The sequence below is a fragment of the Rhodanobacter sp. AS-Z3 genome (assembly GCF_029224025.1).
Lineage (GTDB): Bacteria > Pseudomonadota > Gammaproteobacteria > Xanthomonadales > Rhodanobacteraceae > Rhodanobacter.
On sequence record NZ_CP119392.1, the window covers coordinates 1,547,492 to 1,566,448 of the forward strand.

General features: G+C 59.4%; 17 protein-coding genes. 4 read left to right on the top strand and 13 right to left on the bottom strand.

The features are described 5' to 3' along the window. Nucleotides 1–211 precede the first annotated feature (211 nt). From PY254_RS06575 to PY254_RS06585, 3 genes are read left to right on the top strand one after another with little or no spacing between them, the layout of a single operon-like run. The gene (locus tag PY254_RS06575) at nucleotides 212–1,066 is read left to right on the top strand and encodes a glycosyltransferase family 2 protein (RefSeq protein ID WP_281014677.1); all 855 of its coding nucleotides are present in this window, start codon (nucleotides 212–214) and stop codon (nucleotides 1,064–1,066) included. Next, on the top strand, nucleotides 1,059–2,219 hold the full coding sequence (locus PY254_RS06580) for a glycosyltransferase family 4 protein (RefSeq protein ID WP_281014678.1): 1,161 nt from the start codon (nucleotides 1,059–1,061) through the stop codon (nucleotides 2,217–2,219). The genes PY254_RS06575 and PY254_RS06580 overlap by 8 nt, the downstream gene beginning before the upstream one ends. Next, a complete protein-coding gene (locus PY254_RS06585) occupies nucleotides 2,212–2,982 on the top strand; it encodes a class I SAM-dependent methyltransferase (protein WP_281014679.1) in 771 nt (256 codons plus the stop codon). The genes PY254_RS06580 and PY254_RS06585 overlap by 8 nt, the downstream gene beginning before the upstream one ends. A gap of 46 nt (nucleotides 2,983–3,028) precedes the next feature. Here PY254_RS06585 and PY254_RS06590 read toward each other — a convergent pair whose 3' ends face one another. Then, the gene (locus tag PY254_RS06590) at nucleotides 3,029–4,078 is read right to left on the bottom strand and encodes a glycosyltransferase family 4 protein (RefSeq protein WP_281014680.1); all 1,050 of its coding nucleotides are present in this window, start codon (nucleotides 4,076–4,078) and stop codon (nucleotides 3,029–3,031) included. 130 nt (nucleotides 4,079–4,208) lie between these two features. Here PY254_RS06590 and PY254_RS06595 point away from each other — a divergent pair, with 130 nt between their 5' ends. Then, nucleotides 4,209–5,243, top strand: a complete 1,035-nt coding sequence (locus tag PY254_RS06595; RefSeq protein WP_281014681.1) for a glycosyltransferase family 2 protein — start codon at nucleotides 4,209–4,211, stop codon at nucleotides 5,241–5,243. Between the two features lie 29 nt (nucleotides 5,244–5,272). Here PY254_RS06595 and PY254_RS06600 read toward each other — a convergent pair whose 3' ends face one another. The 12 genes from PY254_RS06600 to PY254_RS06655 all read right to left on the bottom strand — a co-directional run bounded on the left by PY254_RS06600 (nucleotide 5,273) and on the right by PY254_RS06655 (nucleotide 18,859). Beyond that, nucleotides 5,273–6,787 carry a lipopolysaccharide biosynthesis protein gene (locus PY254_RS06600; protein WP_281014682.1) on the bottom strand — a complete coding sequence of 505 codons (1,515 nt, stop codon included), beginning with the start codon at nucleotides 6,785–6,787 and terminating at the stop codon, nucleotides 5,273–5,275. A 10-nt stretch (nucleotides 6,788–6,797) separates the two neighbouring features. Next, nucleotides 6,798–7,610: a cephalosporin hydroxylase family protein gene (locus tag PY254_RS06605; RefSeq protein ID WP_281014683.1), complete on the bottom strand. Its 813-nt coding sequence runs from the start codon at nucleotides 7,608–7,610 to the stop codon at nucleotides 6,798–6,800. A gap of 45 nt (nucleotides 7,611–7,655) precedes the next feature. Continuing rightward, nucleotides 7,656–8,297: an acetyltransferase gene (locus tag PY254_RS06610; RefSeq protein WP_281014684.1), complete on the bottom strand. Its 642-nt coding sequence runs from the start codon at nucleotides 8,295–8,297 to the stop codon at nucleotides 7,656–7,658. Beyond that, nucleotides 8,294–9,418 carry a DegT/DnrJ/EryC1/StrS family aminotransferase gene (locus PY254_RS06615; RefSeq protein ID WP_281014685.1) on the bottom strand — a complete coding sequence of 375 codons (1,125 nt, stop codon included), beginning with the start codon at nucleotides 9,416–9,418 and terminating at the stop codon, nucleotides 8,294–8,296. Before PY254_RS06615 ends, PY254_RS06610 begins: the two co-directional genes overlap by 4 nt. Continuing rightward, nucleotides 9,415–10,638: a class I SAM-dependent methyltransferase gene (locus PY254_RS06620; protein WP_281014686.1), complete on the bottom strand. Its 1,224-nt coding sequence runs from the start codon at nucleotides 10,636–10,638 to the stop codon at nucleotides 9,415–9,417. Before PY254_RS06620 ends, PY254_RS06615 begins: the two co-directional genes overlap by 4 nt. After that, nucleotides 10,635–11,189 carry a dTDP-4-dehydrorhamnose 3,5-epimerase gene (gene rfbC, locus PY254_RS06625; protein ID WP_281014687.1) on the bottom strand — a complete coding sequence of 185 codons (555 nt, stop codon included), beginning with the start codon at nucleotides 11,187–11,189 and terminating at the stop codon, nucleotides 10,635–10,637. The genes PY254_RS06620 and rfbC overlap by 4 nt, the downstream gene beginning before the upstream one ends. Continuing rightward, entirely contained in the window at nucleotides 11,186–12,277 is a 1,092-nt protein-coding gene (gene rfbG, locus PY254_RS06630) for a CDP-glucose 4,6-dehydratase (RefSeq protein ID WP_281014688.1), read from the bottom strand. Before rfbG ends, rfbC begins: the two co-directional genes overlap by 4 nt. After that, the gene (gene rfbF / locus PY254_RS06635) at nucleotides 12,259–13,029 is read right to left on the bottom strand and encodes a glucose-1-phosphate cytidylyltransferase (RefSeq protein WP_281014689.1); all 771 of its coding nucleotides are present in this window, start codon (nucleotides 13,027–13,029) and stop codon (nucleotides 12,259–12,261) included. The genes rfbG and rfbF overlap by 19 nt, the downstream gene beginning before the upstream one ends. Nucleotides 13,030–13,126: 97 nt before the next feature. Beyond that, complete coding sequence (locus PY254_RS06640; RefSeq protein WP_281015173.1) at nucleotides 13,127–15,244, bottom strand: hypothetical protein; 2,118 nt, start codon at nucleotides 15,242–15,244, stop codon at nucleotides 13,127–13,129. Between the two features lie 285 nt (nucleotides 15,245–15,529). Then, nucleotides 15,530–17,284: a tetratricopeptide repeat protein gene (locus tag PY254_RS06645; protein WP_281014690.1), complete on the bottom strand. Its 1,755-nt coding sequence runs from the start codon at nucleotides 17,282–17,284 to the stop codon at nucleotides 15,530–15,532. A 279-nt stretch (nucleotides 17,285–17,563) separates the two neighbouring features. Then, a complete protein-coding gene (locus PY254_RS06650; RefSeq protein WP_281014691.1) occupies nucleotides 17,564–17,998 on the bottom strand; it encodes a pilin in 435 nt (144 codons plus the stop codon). 432 nt (nucleotides 17,999–18,430) lie between these two features. Beyond that, nucleotides 18,431–18,859: a pilin gene (locus PY254_RS06655; protein WP_281014692.1), complete on the bottom strand. Its 429-nt coding sequence runs from the start codon at nucleotides 18,857–18,859 to the stop codon at nucleotides 18,431–18,433. Between the last annotated feature and the right edge of the window lie 98 nt (nucleotides 18,860–18,957).

Genomic DNA, 18,957 nt, shown 5'->3' on the forward strand with positions numbered 1-18,957 from the left:
TCGCAACGGACAGGGCCGTAGGGCAGGCACGGCCCGCCGCGCTCTCCAGCATCCTTGCAAGATGTGATCAAGAGTCGGCTGCTGGCAGCGGAAGCCCGGGACCGTGCGTATCTCCAAGACTCCCACCTCAAATGCCGCGCAGCCAATTCCCCGCCTGACCCCGTCCACCCTTCAAGCTATGATCCCAGCGAGAACCCGGGAGTGTCATCTGTTGAACCGCCTCAGCATCATCCTGCCCGCCAAGAACGAAGCGCCCGCGCTGGCTACCCTGTTGCCACGGCTGCGCGCCGCCCAGCCCGAGGCCGAGATCATCGTGGTCGACGATGGCTCCACCGATGACACCCGCCGCATCTGCAAAGATTGCGCGGTAATCTGCCTCAGCGGGCCGTACTCGATGGGTAACGGCGCGGCGATCAAGCGCGGCACCCGCGCGGCTAGCGGCGACATTCTGGTCTTCATGGACGGTGACGGCCAGCACGATCCGGCCGACGTTGCGCGGTTGCTGGCCGAGCTGGACCGTGGCTACGACATGGTCGTCGGCGCGCGTGACTGGAGCAGCCAGGCCGGTGTGGGCCGTGGCCTGGCCAATACGCTCTACAACTGGCTGGCCAGCCGCATGACGGGCCACCCCGTACTCGACCTCACCTCCGGCTTCCGCGCCGTGCGCGCGGACAAGTTCCGCGAATTCCTGCACCTGCTGCCCAACGGCTTCAGCTATCCCACCACCAGCACCATGGCGTTCTTCCGTAGCGCCTATGCCGTGGCCTATATACCGATCAAGGCCGCCCAGCGGGTGGGCAAAAGCCACATCAGGCCGTTGCGCGATGGCATCCGCTTCCTGCTGATCATCTTCAAGATCGCCACGCTGTATTCGCCACTGAAGCTGTTTGTGCCGGCGAGTGTGGTGTTCTTCCTGCTGGGGTGTGTCAACTACGCGTTGACCTTTCTGCACGAGGGGCGCCTCACCAACGGCAGCACCCTGCTGTGGAGCGCGGCGGTAATCGTGTTTCTGATTGGATTGGTTTCCGAGCAGATCACCGGCTTGATGTATCGACGTGATGCCTGAGCAGCCTCCACTGCGTCCGCTTGCGTTGCTCGTCACGCGCAATTTTCCGCCCTTGCTTGGCGGCATGGAAAAGGTCAATCAACACTTGCTTGAGGAGCTTCAGCCCAGCTGGAAACTCGGGTTGTGCGGTCCGACTGGATGCTCGGCATACGTCCCACCGCATGCCGAGGTCAGGGAAACCAAAACAAAACCTCTACCGATTTTTCTTGTGGTCACATTCTGGCGTGCATTGCGCGTCGGTTTGCGGCGCAGCCCCTCCTGGGTCATTGCTGGTAGTGGACTCACCGCACCGATCGCATGGCTTGTTGCCCGGTGCGCAGGGGGCAAGGCTGCTGTCTATTTGCACGGACTCGATATCGTCGTACCCAGCCGGCTGTATCAATGGCTGTGGCTTCCTTTCATTCGACGTTGTGACGTGGCAATGGTGAACAGTGTCAACACAGGTCGTCTGGCCGAGCAACGCGGCGTACGGCAAGACCGGCTGCGTGTGCTGCATCCGGGCACCGACCTTCCAGCACTGGATTCCATCGAGGCTCTGGACTTCCGCAATCGACACGGTTTCGGCTCGAGGCCGCTGCTGCTTTCGGTAGGAAGGTTGACCCAGCGCAAGGGGTTGGCGGAGTTCGTCGCGAAGGCATTGCCGACCATCGTCTCCCATGATCCTGCCGTGCTGCTGCTGATTATTGGCGACGAAGCCAGCGACGCCTTGCATACCCGGGCGGGCTCCGAGCGCGAGCGGATTCTTGCTGAAGCACGCCACGCAGGCGTGGATCAGAACCTGCACTTTTTCGGTCGTTGTGACGAGGCGACCCTGGGTGCTGCCTATCAGGCCGCCGATCTGCATATCTTTCCTGTGCTTGAGCTGCCGGGCGACGTCGAGGGTTTCGGCATGGTGGCACTCGAAGCCGCGGCGCATGGACTGCCGACCGTCGCTTTCGATGTGGGCGGCGTCGCAGACGCCGTGCAGGATGGCCAGACTGGAACACTGGTGAAGTCTGGCGACTACGGGCATCTTTGCAGCGCAGTCCTCAGGCAATTGGTACAGTCAAAAAATGAGGTAGTGATCGCAGCATGCCGCACGTTTGCTGCCGGCAAGACATGGCAAAGGTTTGGTGAGCGTTTACGTTTTCTGCTGGGAGAGACAGGTGAGTGATTCATCGCCAGATCGCCGTGACGGCAGCGCAGAGGTCGTGTCAGTGACGCGCCATCCGCATGCCGTACTTGATCTTCCCTCGCGTCGATTCAAGGGACTGAAAATAGAACGGCTGTTGAATCTCGCAGCCAGGTCTCAACCGATACGCCTGCTGGAAGTCGGCACCGGCTCGGGCGGCATTGCCCATTATTTTGGTACCCATCAGCATTTGAAATGCGAAGTGGACGCGGTGGATGTCCATGACAATCGCCTGGTCACCGAAGGGTATCGCTACCAGAGCGTGCGAGACACGCACTTGCCGTTTGCTGATGCGACCTTCGATGTCGTGCTGTCCAACCACGTCATCGAACATGTGGGTGATGAGAAGGCACAGCGTGCGCATTTAGCGGAATTGCATCGGGTGTTGCGCTCCGATGGGGTCGGGTATTTGGCTGTGCCCAATCGGTGGATGTTGGTCGAACCGCATTACAAACTCGTATTCCTAAGTTGGCTACCACAGGCTTGGCGTACTCCCTATCTGCGCTGGATGGGCAAGGGCACCGTATATGACTGCGAGCCTCTGCAAATGAGGCAGCTCGAGCACTTGTTCTCCGCGGCAGACTTCGATTGCCGCAATCTCTGCGTCGATGCTCTACGCGCCACCTTTGAAATTGAACGTCCGACGTCTGCCGCCGCCGCCGTCCTTCGACGCATCCCGGATGGTTTGATGCTGCCGCTGCGGCGGATTATTCCGACGCTGATCTATCGTTTCGAGCGTCGATGAGCGCAGTGCCGGGCCGGCAGCGGGTCGTCCGTTGGCACTTCAAAGCTCAGCCACAGGCAGAAAACACCTCTTTGTAACCATCGATCATCTGTTGCAAGGTGAAGTTGGTTAGGACTTTCTCACGATTGTAGGCTCCCATTTCCGCGCGTAACACCGGATCGTCGGCCAACTTCAGCAGATACCGTAGCATCTGTGCGCGATCATTCATGTCAAACAAGAAGCCACCCTTGTCGTGCTCGACGAGTTCATCCATGGATGAGCAGCGTGTGGCCACGATCGGCAGGCCGCAGGCCATCGCTTCAAGTACGGCGAGGCTCAGTCCTTCTCGTAGCGTAGGGAAGAACAGAATATCGGCTTGTTGATATAGATTGACCATTTGCTCGTGCGAACGGCGCGGCATAGCCACCAGATTCGCTTTTTCGGATGGCATGTCGACACCTGAACTTCTGAGTCCAGTGGTGTACTGCAGCGATACGCCATCAGGAAGGACATCGGCCAGTGCTTCGAGATGATGTGATCCTTTCAGGCGGCGCGGATTTCCGGCGAAAAGTATGTTGACTGAGTCGCGCGGTGCCGATGGTGCCGGTCTGAAGATCGAGCTGTCCACTCCGTTCTTTATCACCACCAGACGCTCTCCGACCTCATGGTGGCGAACTACCAGCCCTGCTGTGAAGTCGCTGACCGCGGTGATCCACTTGGCGCGTTTCAGGGAGGCTGCCACGGCCGGTGCGATCGTGAAACGATGCAAGATGCGTTGTTGGGGCGTCATCATTGCCAGCAGTTCTGCGTCAAGACTGTAGCTGTGGAAAGTCGCCACCAAGCTCGAGTCGCGATGGGCAACCCATGGGCCAAGCTCAGGCTGCGTATGGGTGATGGCACATGGTCGACTGGGACGAAGCCGTAGAAGCAATGGTGCCAGTCCCGCCCATGGCGACAGGGGGTCAATCTGGTAGCCGGGGATAGCCCTTTCCAGCGACCGATGCACGATCATTACGCCGCTGCCGGTCACTATGGGGGCGCGGATCGAAGGCATGTTGATAGCGTGGCTCTTGCCCATTTGTTTGGAATCTAGTTCCGGTGGTTGAAGCGGTGTCATCTGTCGATCATATTCCCGGGATAATCAACCCACAGCGCCATTCCGGATAGATATGGTGCACGCGTTTTAGAGGCACTGTGGCAGGATAGTAGATAAGTTAGTCTGACAGTTTTGAAAAACACCGCACAGCATGTCTGAATCAACGATCACCACGATTATTCCGACCTACCGCAGACCCGCTTTGTTGCGGCGGGCGATCGCTAGTGTGGTTGACCAGCAAGGTGTTGATGCGCGAGTCTGCGTTTTTGACAATTGCTCGAATGACGATACCGCCGAAGTCGTGAAGCGCATGGCGCAAGACCATCCGCAGATCCGTTATCACTGCCATTCGCGCAATGTTGGAGCTTCGGCGAATTTTGATTTTGGCATGCGCAGCGTGGATACCCCATTCTTTTCCATCCTGTCGGATGACGACTACCTTCTGCCTGATTTCTACCAGCGCGCGCTGGCCAGTCTGGCTGAACATCCCGATGCGATGTTCTGGGCGGGGACGACGCTTACCGTGGATGAACAGGGAGCGATTTGGGATGCGCGGGTCGACCGTTGGCCAAGAGAGGGAGTATTCGGGCCACCGGAAGGCCTGATGGCGATGATGCACGGCATGGCTCCCGTGTGGACAGGTATCGTCTTCCGACGTGAGGTGTTCGATCTGATCGGCTTCATGGATCATGAGACGCTCGGTCCATCCGACCTCGACTTCATGTTGAAAATTGCTTCGTCTTATTCGTACGTGCTCAGCAAGCATCCGTCGGCGGTATACATGCTCAACGCCCAATCGTTCAGTGCGTTGCAGCCGTTGTCATCGTTCTGGCCCGGCTGGCAGAAGATGTTTCGAAACGTTGAGGCCAACGAAAGTCTCGACCAGGACGCTAGGGACTCCGCGCTGGCTGCCTTGCATCAGGATGCGCGGCGCATGTTGTTTCGGCGAGGTGCGAATGCGCTTGCGGAGGCTCGCTTCGACTTTACGCGTGAAGCTGCGCAGGTGCTGCATGGGTATTACCGCAGAGTGTGGCGCTCCTGGTTGCTAAAGAATCTAGCTACGCTTTGCGAAACCATGCCTTGGTTTCAACGCTTCTATGCGGCAGCCTACAGGGCAGCTCAGCACCGTGTGGTGGCGTCGCGCGCCGACTTGGAAGTGAGGTTTGGTCATTTGATCCGGCGATAGTTGAGGGCGAGCGCGGTGACAAGGTTGATTCAAGGGAGTAACCCGACCCATCTGCCCAATTGCTGCCGCACCAGTTCGCGCACCTGCGGTGCGGCCATGGCTGCGCACAATAGCGTCGTCGAGCTGGCGATCGCCAGCAACAAGATGCCATGCAGGTTGCGAGGCAGCGAGGGAAGAAGCCAACCAGCCGCCAGCGCAACTGTTGCGGCGGCGATCATGGGAGGACACAGATCCCGAACGTACCAGCTGAACAGATCCCCGCGTAGCAGACGCCGATGCATTAGCGGAATGCTGATGGCAACAAAGGCCAGATTGATGACGAGCCACAGGCTGGCAGCGCCAGTAATGCCATGGTGCTCAACCGCCCAGATGCAGAAAGGGATGCCCAGAAGGAGCGCCACCAGATTCGAGCTGACGGTGAGTCGTGTCCAGCCGTGAGCCAGTTGCAGTGCGTAAGGCAGGTTCATCAATCCGTTGAGAGCCGTACCAGCGACGAGCAGGGATAGCGGGGTCGCCAGCATCGCTGCCGTCGCAGCATCCCCGGTCCACAGGTAGATCACATCCTGGCCGAACACCATCAATATTGCCGCCACAGCTGCCACGACCACAGCCAAGCATTGGTTGCTCAGATGATAGAGCTTGGTCAGTAAATCCTGCTGACCGAGTGACACCAGTCGGCTGTAACGCGGATACAGCGCATTGAACATAGGTTGGATCATGCGGCCCATGCCTGCGGCAACACTCATTGCCAAGCTGAAGTAGCCAAGTTCCACTAGCGGAAGTGTGGCCGATATCACGATCCGGTCGAGTTGGGTGAGCATCACCGACAAACTCATGATGGCGACCAGCCCACCGGCGAATCGCCCGGCCGCGCGGAGTTCCGCCGATCGGAAGACGGCGCGGCTCTTTGCACCTGTCGGCAACAAGCGCCACAGCGCGGCGGCGGAAACCAGGGTTTGGCATGCGCCCACGGCAGCGAACCACCACATGAATGCGCTGATCGTGGGGGACACCCAGTACAACACGGCCAGCACGCCGGCACCACGCAGGGTGGCGAAGCCGGCATTGATCAGGTTCAGGGCTGGCTGCCGCTCGAGCCCTGACAGGCCGTTGGCGTAGAAGCTGCTGGGCCATTGCAACGCTACAGCCAAACCCATGATCGTAATTGCATGTGCGGTCACCTCACGGCTCAGGTCTTCCGGGTGCAGCCAGTGATTCGCTAGTGGGCCGCTTGCCAACCACACTGCGACGACAATCATCAGTGCGATCGGCCAGACGAGCCACTCGAACGTACGTACCAGATCACCAAGCGTATGGGTAGCGCTGGAATCGTGCACACGTCGGGCCAGTTCGCGATTCAGTGCGCCACCCATGCCCAGATCGAACAGCATGGACAGCGACTGGATGCTCAGCATTAGGCCGACCAGACCGAAGGCTTCCATGCCGAGCAATTTGATATATACGGGAATGAAGACGATGCCCATCAGGGCCATCCAGACCTGTCCCGCATAATTTGCCAGGATATTTGTGCGAAGTACCGGCATGGGTAGGGCGCTAACTGCGCCGCAAGTAGCCGTCAGGGGCCACCGTGATCAGCAGTTTGCTTTCGAGCGCACGGTCGATCTCGAATACCAGCGGCTTGCCATCGGTCGCTACGCGGCCATCCTCCTTCAGGCGACGCAAATATTCCCAAACTGCGGTCTTCGGATTGTTGCCCTTGCCCCAGGGGCGATCGGGGAACATCGCATCAGGCAAGTCCTCGACTACGGTGTCGAACACGATGCAGTAGCTGGCCGGAGAGGTCAGCTGCGCGTAGGCCTCGAGTTCGGCAAGTACATGATCATGCGTATGGTTGGAGTCGAGGATCACCAGAATACGCTGGTGATCCTTGGCGATGTCGTGGACCTTGGCGATCACTTCGGGAGCAATCGACGAGCCCTGGATCATGTCGATCCGGTGCGCCATCGGATGCGCTTCGATCGCAGCCCGGTTGTGTGCTCGGATATCGATGTCGATGCCCAGCACGCGGCGTCTGGTGGCACTCGGGTCGAGCACACTCCCGCTGGTCACCGCATCGCAGTAGTCGAGCAGCGCCAGCATCGATGCGCTGAGGATCAACGACCCGCCATGGGCGATGCCCGTCTCGATGATAAGGTCGGGCCTGACCTGCCAGACCAGCTCCTGCATCGCCACCATGTCCTGTGGATACTGGATGATCGGACGACCAAGCGACGAAAAATTGTAGGAGTACTTGTGTTGCAGCGAGTGTTGGAACCACTGGAATGCACGATTTTTCAACAGGTGGTCCTGTCCCAAGTCAGCGATATTTCCTCTGCGCTCGCGTTCAAACTCTTCTATGGCGTTCATTTGATCTTCCACCGATTTGCGTTGCGGAATGGTACTTGGTGCAAGTCAGCGTCGAAGGCTTGTTGCGGGATTGCCCGCCACGACGTCACCGGCCGCGACGTCGCGAATCACCACGGCGCCGGCTCCGACGATAGCGCTTCGACCTATCTTCAGTCCTGGCAAGACGACTGCCCCCGCGCCAATGAATGCATAGTCCTCAACACGGACTTCTCCCGCAAGATTCGCGCCCGGGCCAACGTGGACACCGCTGCCGATCACACAATCGTGGTCGATTGAGGCCGACGTATTGACGATCACCCCGCGTCCAAGCTTCACGTTGGCGCAGATGGCCGACATCGCCAGAACTTGTGCGCCATCGCCGATCTCCGCATCGGCCGCGACAAAAGCGCGTGGGTGTATCACGGTCAGCGGCTGCATGCCTTGCTGCTGAAGCCATTCTTGGAGAAGCACCCGCTCGCTTCCCCGATGGCCCCCGATTGCGACGCAGGCATGAACCTCAATTGCGCCGGTTCGAGTGGCCAGCCATGAGTGCAGCCCTTCCTCGCCGAGATAGATTGGAATATCCGGGAATGGGGATTGAATTGGCCGATTGTCGAATACAGCGAGCAATCGGAAATCGGCGTCAGCTAGTGCATCACGCAGAACGCGCGCCTGCCCAGTGCCACCCCAAAAGATCACGCCTCTCATGATGCTACCGCCACAAGCCTGCTCACGCAGGCGATGACGCGATCCTGTTCCTCTTTTGTCATGTCGTGATAGCTCGGCAAGTTCATCGCCCTGCTCGCGAGCGAATGACTCACCATGTGTTCGGGGCGAGGCTGGAAAGACGGCAGCGACGACAGCGGCCAGAAGAACACTCGGCCGTCGATGTTGTCCGCCTTGAAAGCAGCTTGCAGGACTGCGCGATCAAACGGTTTACTGTCATCGACAACAATGGTCGGCATCCAATAGCCATTGACCGTGCCGGCGACCTCTGGGTTCATGCGCAAGGTCAGGCTGCACAACGCATCGCGGTAATACTCGAATACTCGGCGTTTGCCTGCAATTAGCTCATCAATCCGTTCCAACTGACCGCAGCCGATAGCCGCCTGCAGGTTCGACATCTTGTATTTGAAACCGATCGCCTCGGGCCAGAACTGCCGCGTTTCACCGCGTGCGCGTCCGTGGTTGGATAGGGTCAGCGCTCGCTCGTACAACGCATCGTCATTGGTGACGAAGATGCCACCTTCGCCTGTGGTTATCGTCTTGGTGCCATGGAAGGAGAACGCACCGAAGACGCCCATGCTGCCGGCACGCTGCCCGTGCCAGATCGAGCCAATGGCTTCCGCCGCATCCTCGATGACGGGAATCCCGTGGCGCAGGCCAATTTCCCGCAGGGCATCCATGTCACACAAGTTGCCATACAGATGCACGGCAAGAATCGCCTTGGTCCTGGGCGTGATCGCGGCCTCCACTGCCGCCGGATCGAGGCACCAAGTATCTTCCAGGACGTCGACCAACACCGGCGTCGCGCCGAGATGGGCGATAGGCGCTGCCGATGCGATCCAGTTGATATCGGCCAGCACTACCTCGTCACCTGGGCCGATGCCCATAGCCGCCATGCCGATGTGCAGAGCGCCGGTTGCGCTGGAGGTGGCGATCGCATGCTTCACGCCGAGGTGCTGGCGAAACATCGCTTCGAAGCGGTGGATATAGTCGTAGCAGTGCTCGCCCCAGCCGTTGCTTGCGGCGTCGGTGGCGTAGCGGATTTCGAGTTCGGTGATCGAAGGTTTGGTGTAATGGATACGCGACTTTTCGATGTTGTTCATAGAACGGCCAATTGCGGAACGGCGAGCACAAACCGGCCGCCCCATTCCCGGATGTAGTCGAGTTGGGCGGTGATCTCCTCGCTCAAGTTCCATGGCAGGATCAGAACGAAATCCGGCCGATCTTCGCGCAAGCGAGATTCGGTCACTACCGGGATACGCGATCCGGGTAGCCAGTGGCCCTGTTTGTGCGGAGAGGCGTCGACCACATACGGGAGCAGATCCGGTCGCACTCCGGCATAGTTCAGTAGCGTGTTGCCCTTGGCAGCAGCGCCATAACCCGCGATCTTCCGTCCGGCGCGACGCTGCTCCAGCAGAAAGGTGAGGCAATCGTTTTTCACTGCGTCGGCTTGGGCTTGGAAATGCTGATAGTAGGCGCTGTCCAGCATGCCAGCCTCGGTTTCGGACCGCAGCAAGTCTGCGACGGCAGGTGTTTCGACATGGTGGCTGTGTGCGTGTGCCGCCCATAGACGCAGCGAACCACCATGCGTAGGCAGCTGTTCGACATCCCATATCGTGAGGCCGTGCGTCGCGAAGATCTGTTTCACGGTGTGGAACGAGAAGTACGAGAAGTGCTCGTGATAGACCGTGTCGAACTGTCGTTTCGCAACCAGTTCCATCAGGTGCGGAAACTCGACTGTGATTGCACCTTCGGGGGCGAGTGCGGTGGCAAGTCCCGCAACAAAGTCGTTGATGTCGGGAACATGGGCCAGCACGTTGTTCGCCACGATCAGGTCGGTCGCGCCGCGATCGCGCACGAACTCCGCGGCAAAGTCGCGGCCAAAGAAGCGCTCGAGCGTCTCGATACCTTTCTCACGCGCCACCTTGGCCGTGCCACTGGTGGGCTCGATGCCCACACACGGAATACCGCGTGCGGCAACGTACTGCAGCAGATAGCCGTCGTTGGAAGCGATCTCCATGACCAGGCTGTCGCGCCCCAGATTCAACCGTACTGTCGCCTGCTCGACGAAGCGCTCGGCATGGGCGAGCCAGGAACGCGAGAACGACGAGTGGTAGACGTAGTCCGGAGCAAACAGCGCGGCGTGCGACTGCACTTCGTCCACCTGCACCAGCCGGCAGCTTCCGCAGGTGAATAATTTCAGCGGAAACCAGGGCTCTGGTGCATTGAGGGCATTCGCCGTCAGGAAGGCATTGGAGGGCGGTGCACTGCCGAGGTCGAGGAAGACGTCGTGCAGTGGCGTGGTGCAGTAACGGCATTTCATGACGGGATTCCCGTGAAACCGGTGTCCTTCACCGATGGCAGTTGCTTGTCCTTGATGGAAACCCGTGTCACCGGCAGAGGCCAGGAAATGGCGATAGTCGGATCATCATGGCGCAGCCCGCCTTCCTTTTCGCGGTTCCATGGTGCGCTATGCAGGTACAACAGTTGTGCTTCGTCGCTCAGCGCCTGAAAGCCATGGGCGAAGCCTTCAGGGATAAAGAACTGGGTCTGCCCATCTTCATCCAGCTCCACGCCGTGCCAGCGCAGGAACGTCGGAGAGTTGGCGCGCAAATCAACCGCGACATCGAAGACGCGGCCACGAAGGCAGCGGATCAGTTTCGCTTCCGCTGCCGGTGGGTACTGGAAATGCATGCCGCGGACCGTTCCTTGGTAATAAGTCCTGGAGACGTTGATCTGTGTCCAGTGCAGGCCGGGTCGCAGCGCAGCGCATTCCGCTTCGCAGAAAACCCTGGAAAACTGGCCGCGATCGTCTTCGACGCGCGTCGTCTCGATCAGGGTGAGGCCGGCCAGCGGAGTAGGGACGAATTTCATGAGGTCCATTCCAGTCCAGCCGAGCGCGCACTGTCAACGTAGGCCTGCAGGTTCTCGCGGCTTCTTAAATGGTGGTGTTCGTAGTGGTCGCGATACCACTGGATGGTGGACTGCAACGTGGTTTCCGCATCCCACACCGCGCGCCAGCCCAAGTGTTCTTTCGCTCTGGAAGAATCCAGTTGCAGGGTCGCGGCCTCGTGTGGGTGGGGTCCCGGCTGATGTGCGCTGTGCAAGGCCGGCCAGTGCGACTGCATCAACGAGACCAGTGCTCGTACCGGTAGGGTGGCGTCGGCAGACGGCCCAAAATTCCAGGGTCCTTCGACTGCCTTGCCTGCGAGCAGCAGTTCGCCCAGCCGCAGGTAACCTGACAGCGGCTCAAGTACGTGCTGCCAGGGACGAACTGCCTCGGGATTGCGGATTTGCAGTGTCGAACCCGTGGATGCGGCACGTACCAGATCCGGCACCAGCCGATCCTGCGACCAGTCGCCACCGCCGATGACATTTCCCGCGCGCGCCGTGGCGACTCGTGGTCCCTTGTCCACGAAGAAGCTCTTCCGGTAGCACTCTGTCACCAGCTCGGCGCAGGCCTTGGACGTGCTGTAGGGATCATGGCCGCCCAGTGGGTGGTCTTCCCGGTAGCCACCAAAAGTGGGCTGTTCCAGATAGACCTTATCGGTGGTGGCGTTCACCAGAGCGCGCACCGAGGGGGTGGCACGTACGGCTTCAAGCAGGTTGACCAAGCCGAGCACATTGGTGTCGAAGGTGACGGCCGGCTCGCGATAACTGCGCCGAACCAGTGGTTGGGCCGCAAGATGAAAGATGATTTCCGGCTGGGCCCGCAGCAGGGTTTGCTGCACCGCGGCCGCATCGCGCAGATCTACGTGAAGATCTTGCACGTCGGCCAAGCCGAGCAGATTCCAGTGCGCCGGTTCTGTGTCGGGCGCCAGCGCAAGTCCGGTGACGCGTGCACCCAGCGCGGTCAACCATAGGCACAGCCACGAGCCCTTGAAGCCAGTGTGCCCGGTGACCAACACACGGCGACCGGCGTAGGCAGCTCCAAACAATTCGTTCAAGGCCAGACTTTCCATGGGGCATTACCGCTTTGCCAGAGCTCCTCGAGTTTCAGCTTGTCCCGAAGCGTATCCATAGGTTGCCAGAACCCGTTGTGCGTGTAGGCGGAGAGCTGGCCGTCCCGCGCCAGCGCTTCCAGCGGATCGCGTTCCCAGATGGTGGCGTCGCCCTTGATGTAGTCGAGCACGCCGGGCTCCAGGATGAAAAATCCACCGTTGATCCAGGAGCCATCGCCCGATGGCTTCTCCTCGAAGCGTGTGATCCGGTTGTCCTCGATATTGATGGCGCCGAAGCGGCCCGGTGGCTGCACCGCACACATGGTGGCCAGGCTGGCTCTGGTCTTGTGGAAGGCAAGTTGGGCTGTAATGTCGATGTCGGTGAGGCCATCGCCGTAGGTAAAGCAGAACGTTTCGCCGTCCAGATAACTTTCGACCCGCTTCAGACGACCACCCGTCTGAGTATGGTCGCCGGTGTCCACCAAGGTCACTCGCCATGGCTCGGCGTGCTGGTGATGAACCTCCATCCGATTATTGATGAGGTCAAAAGTGACATCGGAGGTATGCAGAAAATAGTTCGCAAAATACTCCTTCACCATGTAGCCCTTGTAGCCCAGGCAGATGACGAAGTCGTTGATTCCGTGCTGCGAATAGATCTTCAGGATATGCCAGAGTACGGGCTTGCCGCCGATGTCGATCATGGGCTTGGGGCGCACGATGGTTTCTTCGCTGATCCGTGTGCCCAGACCGCCGGCGAGGATGACTGCTTTCATGGGGATCTCGCTTGCCTGATGACTATGCAATCCATGTGCAAGGATAAAGGGTTGCCACGGGAATGAAATCCCCGAGTCGTGAGGGAGCCGGCGGCACTCAATTCAGGCCCGGTAGCGCGCGCAGATTGGCCAGGTCTCGGTCCAGGCGTCCGCCGATGTTCAGGTTGGCCAGCTTGTTCAGCGCCTTTTCGGCTTCCACACGGCGCTCCTGTGTGGCCAGCATTCGAATCAGGGTGATCTGGTAAGCGGGTTCGTTCGGGCTGGCAGCAACAGCGGCCGCTGTCATCTCAAGCCCCAATTTGCGGTTGTTGAGCACGTTCCATGCATAGTCGCCGTAGGTGGCTAGCAAGCGTGGATTTGGCTTCGGGTGTGCCAGGGCCGCGCTGAATGCCGCAACCATGCGTTCTGTTGGCAAGTCGCAACGTCGGTCGCGTGCGCATTGGGTCAGTGCGGCGAGCGAGCTTTCATCTTGCACGCCGGGTGTGTGGGCTTTCAGCTTGTCGATCATGCTGTCCCACCAGACATCTTTCAACGGCAGTTGCATGCGCGCATTCATGAAGATCAACGCTTGTTCCGGCAGTATCGACGAGTTGGGCAAGGCAGCGGAAGTTTCCAGTGGCGCGTAGGCCAGCCGGGTAAATGGCGAGGCTGGTTCGTAATGGGAATAGATGATGTATGTGCGACCGAGCTCGTATTGGGCACGGGGTGAGTTGGGCGCGCGACTTGCCAAATCTTCAGCAAGGCGAAGTGAGTCGCCCCAGGCATACGCCGTGAACCCGGTCAGTGCGGCCCAGCAAAGGATGAGACCGCCTAGCAAGGCGTTGCGAGGCAGTGCCAACGGCTGCGAGCGTGGCACCGCCAGCAGCGGCACCAGTGCGAGCAACAGCCCGAAGCTGGCGAAATAGTTACGGTGTTCGTAAATCAGTTCGAGTGGCAGGATGGTGCCAGTCAGCAACTGGCAGCCAAGGAAAAGGCAGAGGCCAAGTGCAACCAGCGGCTGTCGCTTGCGCAACCATGGCAGCAGTGCAATCACAGCGCCCAGAAACACGATGCTGGTCAGTGTGGTCCATGGCGACAAGATCCCCGTCGAAACCTGGAAGTTGTCGTGATAAAACGACAGTGCATCCGGTGTGGGGAGCAGCGTCCAGCCGATATAGTCGGTAACGATGCGCGCTTCGCTGAGCAGGCGCGTTACCAGGGTGAAGTTGCGCGTGGCCCACGCCTCCTGCTCCAGCAGGCCGGGTAGCAGCCAGGTCAGCCCGGTGAGTATAGGCAGCACCAGCACCACCAGAAACAACGTGATCACGCGCCAGTCTTTTCCCTGCGCATCTCTCTTAGGGCGGGCATTCCACGCCGCAGCTTCACCCGACGGGTCACCACTCGAAACGGCGGGCAGTGCCTGCCCTACGGCAACGCGGAGCGGGGGCAAGCTTTCCGGTGAAGAAACGGTTTGATCAACGGTGTCGAAGCCTCGCTTGCGCCAGCGGAATAGGGCCCACTCAACCAACAAGGCATACAGCGGCAACATCACTGCCGTTTCCTTGGCCAGCATGCCGACGAGGGCCGGCAAGGTGATGCTGACCGCGCATAGCAGCCATCCGCTCCACTCGCGACGTTTGTTGCGTGCTGCGTCGGACGCAATGGCCAGCATGCGGCACCGGCCGGCGACATAGCCGAGCAGGCCGATCAGCACGAACAGGTTGGCCATGCTTTCCATGCGTTGCACGACGTAGAGCACAGCGGTGAGGTTGATCGGCAGCAGCATCCATGCGGCGGCGATCAGCGCAGCAGTGATTCCCGTTCGTCCGGACGTAGGAGCGCACCCTGTCCACAAGGAACTTCCTTCGGTCGTGCGCGATGCTTTCGTATCGGCATTGCCGAGAGCATCGCGCACAGGGTGCGCTCCTGCGGCAGTTGCGAGCAGCAGCGCGCGCGCGAGCCAATAAACCAGCAGTCCATTCAACATGTGAATGGTCAAGTTGGTGAGCTTCCAGGTGTATGGCTTCAGGCCGCTGGCGAGATAATTCGCGGCGAAACTCAGCGAAGCCAGCGGTCGTTTGAATTCGCTTGCCGGCGAGGACATCGCGGCTCGAAACAAGGCCGGAATGCCTGCCTTGGACGGCTGAACCCCTGGGTTGTCGACGATGTTGGGGTAGTCGTCGAAAAGCCAGCCACCACTCAAGCCAGCACTGTAGATGATGGCGGTCAGGACGATTGCCAAGCCCAGCAGCCAGACACCATGGCGCCTCGTAGGCGCAACTACTTTCACCTTGGGTTCCAATCGAGGGTGTCGCACTGCCCGGATTTCGCCCAATGAGGGTTCATGATGAATTTTCGTTACGTGGGAAACGCCACTGTCGCACAATTTCGCCACTCGCTTGAAGGCAGCAAGCGCCCAGAGTCAACCAGGACACTTGCCAGCTCAGCCATGGGAGTGACGTCGATTCCCTGCCTGAAATCGGGCGTGAGCAGGCCAGATTCGTGTGACGGCTAAGTATGGTTATCGACCTTGCCGGCGTGCTTCCAGTTGCGTGCGTAATGCCATCCAGTGAGGATCTTGTTTCAAGCTCGGCTGTTGCTGTTCGGCTTGTTTGAACAACGTGGCGGCTTCTTCCAGGCGGCTGTTGGCAAGCAGGTAGCCAATTAGTCGATGGATGTAATCAGGATCATTTTTGTTGAGGACGATCGCCGTTTGCAGATGGCTTAGCGCGAGCGGCTGGTCATGCATGAGCACGCTGGCGACGTCGGCGTATTGAACGTGCAGGGATGCGTAGTTCGGATTCCTTGCCAGCACGATCTGATAGGCCTCGCTGAGGCGGTGTGGGTCCAGGTTTGCTTCGCCCTCCACCGCGCGCGAGGTGAGTCCCTGCAGCGCTCGGTATTCCTGCGGCCCCAATGGCCGAGTCCGCAATTTATCAAACAGGCTTTGCCACCAGGCCATTTGTGCGGGGATGCCCTCAGACGCGGCTGTAAGCAGCAAGGCTTGTTCCGGCAGCGGCGATGAGTTCGGCAGGGCTGCCCCACGTTCCAGTTCGCGTATGCCGCGCGCGAACAACGGCGATTGTGGATCGTCGTGCGACAAATCCATATACAGGCGTGCCAGGTCGTAGCTGGCGCGTGGTGAGGTCGGGTTATCGTGTACCAAGGTCATCGCCAGTTGTAGCGGATTGCCCCAGGTGGCTGCACGCAACACCGTGAAAAAGCTGAGGGCGACAAGAAAGATCGTGGCCAGTATTGCTGGCAATCGGGGGTGTGCGTGACGCGTGGCCCACCAGATCAGATCGGTCAATGCGAGCAGGATGCCGAAAAGTGCCGGGTAGTTTCGATGCTCGAAAACCAGCTCCAGTGGCAATGGTGCGCTGGTGAGAGCATGGGCCATGAAGAACCACCCAATACCCAGCGCCATGAGCGGGCGCCGCAGGCGCATCGCTGCGGCCAGTCCCAGCAGACTTGCCAGAAAAATACCGGCAGCGAGCGTGCTTGCAGGCGTCAGCCAGCCGGTGGAAATGAGGTAGTTGTCGTAATAGAAATGCATCTGGCCGGGCAGCGGCAAGACAATCCATCCGATGTACGTGGAAAGCGCGCGCAACTGGGTCAGTTCGCGCTCCCAGGCGGTATAGGGGCGACTAGCAAACGCACCTGATCCGATCGAGTAGTGCGGAAACACGTACAACGCGAATATTGCAATTGCTGCCAGGCAGCCCGCGGCATACAGCCATTGCCAGTTGCGCTGCACGCTTGGCTTGATCGCCGCAAAATGCAGCAAGGTCAGTTCCAGCAGTAGCGCGTAGCCGGGCACCAACACCGTGGTTTCCTTGGCGAGGTAGCCTATGCCAACAAGCGCGACGCACAACACCAACCACGGCCAGCCGCGCCCGTCACGTAACTGCTGTTGCCTGGCATGCCAGTAACTGAGCAATGCCAGAAGCGTAAACGTGACGCCAAGCAACTCCATGCGCTGCACCACATACATCACAGTGGATATCTGCAGCGGATGAAGCGCCCATGCAGTGGCCAGCAGCCACGCCCAAAGCGAGGTGCGCCGAACGTGTGCGTTCGCGTCGTCTCCGTCACGCGGTGCCCAGGCGTAGCCGAGCAAACGGGTGGATAGAACCGCAAACAGGGCGGTATTGAGCAGGTGGATCGCAAGGTTGACCGCCTTGAAACCCCAGATGCTTCCACCGGCAGCGTAGTTCAGCGCATAGCTGAGCATGGCCAGCGGACGCTGGATATTGGCTTGTGACCAGAACCACACGTCTTGAAACGCCTGCCAGTTCCAATGAGTTACATGAAAGGCCGGGTTTTCTACAAAAATGGAATAGTCGTCAAAAATGAACCCGCCTGACAACGCGGGCCACATTGTCACTGCGACGATCATCAGACAGGCCACACGCCCAAGGTTGGGTATCTTACAAGGCAGTGATTCAGCACTCCGATCCATTGAACACCTCAATGCAGCTATAAAAAAAGAGAGGGGTAGTTAACCCCTCTCTTTACTTGCTTCGTTGACTTCGCTATCTAGCTGGATCGCCTATTACAAGTTGCAACCCTTCGGTGCGAACTTGGCCTTGAAGGTTGCGTCGCCGCTGTTGCTGCAAGCCCACGTGCCGCTGCTGTTGCGCGTCCAAGTCAGGGCAACGCCAGCGACCTTGGGGTTACCCTTCAGAGTGCATGCGATCGTGCCCGTGCCGTTGGTGAAACTAGTCAAAGTACTAGTAACGGCGCAGCGTTCGGTGGTGTCCTGAAGGCCAATCTGGGTTGCGACGTACGACGCGGTGGTCTGGATGCCGTTGTTGATCTGTTCCTCAAATGCGGTCTTTCCCGGAGTGATGTCAGCCAAGCCGGCGGTGGCCTGAGCACGTGCCACGTAGTTCTGGTATTGCGGCAGCGCAATGGCGGCCAGGATCGCGATGATCGCAACAACGATCATCAATTCGATCAGGGTAAAACCTTTCTGCATCGTCTTCATGGTGTTTCCTCTTGTTTTGGTTAGCTAACCGTTGATGCCCCCTGAGCCCCGGTTCCGGATTTCCCCTAGGCGGAAACTCGGTACCCCCTCACTCGCGGTCAGGAACGACCAGGAAGCTCACGACAGTTCAAGCAGTTTGTGTGCCATCCCCGCCGCCGTGACATTTCCGCATGGTTACGGCCCGACGATTGTGCACAGAGTCACGAATCTTCACAAGGAGTGCACATTTTCGACTGACAAGGGGCGAGTGCCGCGGTTGCTGTGAGGCTATGCCTTGTCGCGCCGGGTCACCAGTTGACGCTGAACGTCAGTTTCTGGCCCGGACGGCTTCTCATCAGGATCTGCCGGCCGCCTGTCGAATGGACAACCTTGCCCCAGGGCCGCGCATAGTTTGAGCAACGCGTACAGCTGGAATGACACGGCTTTGCTGCCTTAGGGCGTACAGCCTTTTGGAGTCTGGCGCGCCGCCAGATCGGTCTGGCAGTTCCAGTTGCCGGAGGCGTTCCGAGCCATGGTGATGGTTTTGTCCATGACTTCGGGATTGCCCCTGATCTTGCAGGCCACCTGCCCGATGCCGCTGCTGTCGGGGGCGGTTGCCGTGATGTGGCAACGTGCGGTGTCCTGCTGCAGGCCGAGATTGTCTACCTGTGTGAAGAGCGTGGGGTTGCTGTCACCGTTGTTGACACGCTCCTCGTAGGCCGTACGTCCTGAGGTAACCTCATCCAGCGCGGCTGCGGCTTGCGAGCGCGCCACATAGTCACTGTAAAGCGGCAGCGCGATCGCGGCCAGAATGGCGATGATCGCCACCACAATCATCAATTCGATCAACGTGAAACCGGCGGTGCTGCGCTGACGCAACATGGTGGACTCTCCCCTGTGAGTAGTCTCAGGAGAGGCACGTTTTGTACCAAACACCGCTTAAGTAGTTCGGTTTGCGCGAAACGCATCTCGGAAATGAG

Excerpts from the sequence above, each read along its gene's own strand:
- PY254_RS06580 (WP_281014678.1), top strand. The coding sequence starts at position 1,059 with ATGCCTGAGCAGCCTCCACTGCGTCCGCTTGCGTTGCTCGTCACGCGC.
- PY254_RS06590 (WP_281014680.1), bottom strand. The coding sequence starts at position 4,078 with ATGACACCGCTTCAACCACCGGAACTAGATTCCAAACAAATGGGCAAG.
- PY254_RS06595 (WP_281014681.1), top strand. The coding sequence starts at position 4,209 with ATGTCTGAATCAACGATCACCACGATTATTCCGACCTACCGCAGACCC.
- PY254_RS06600 (WP_281014682.1), bottom strand. The coding sequence starts at position 6,787 with ATGCCGGTACTTCGCACAAATATCCTGGCAAATTATGCGGGACAGGTC.
- PY254_RS06605 (WP_281014683.1), bottom strand. The coding sequence starts at position 7,610 with ATGAACGCCATAGAAGAGTTTGAACGCGAGCGCAGAGGAAATATCGCT.
- PY254_RS06610 (WP_281014684.1), bottom strand. The coding sequence starts at position 8,297 with ATGAGAGGCGTGATCTTTTGGGGTGGCACTGGGCAGGCGCGCGTTCTG.
- PY254_RS06615 (WP_281014685.1), bottom strand. The coding sequence starts at position 9,418 with ATGAACAACATCGAAAAGTCGCGTATCCATTACACCAAACCTTCGATC.
- PY254_RS06620 (WP_281014686.1), bottom strand. The coding sequence starts at position 10,638 with ATGAAATGCCGTTACTGCACCACGCCACTGCACGACGTCTTCCTCGAC.
- rfbC (WP_281014687.1), bottom strand. The coding sequence starts at position 11,189 with ATGAAATTCGTCCCTACTCCGCTGGCCGGCCTCACCCTGATCGAGACG.
- rfbG (WP_281014688.1), bottom strand. The coding sequence starts at position 12,277 with ATGGAAAGTCTGGCCTTGAACGAATTGTTTGGAGCTGCCTACGCCGGT.
- rfbF (WP_281014689.1), bottom strand. The coding sequence starts at position 13,029 with ATGAAAGCAGTCATCCTCGCCGGCGGTCTGGGCACACGGATCAGCGAA.
- PY254_RS06650 (WP_281014691.1), bottom strand. The coding sequence starts at position 17,998 with ATGAAGACGATGCAGAAAGGTTTTACCCTGATCGAATTGATGATCGTT.
- PY254_RS06655 (WP_281014692.1), bottom strand. The coding sequence starts at position 18,859 with ATGTTGCGTCAGCGCAGCACCGCCGGTTTCACGTTGATCGAATTGATG.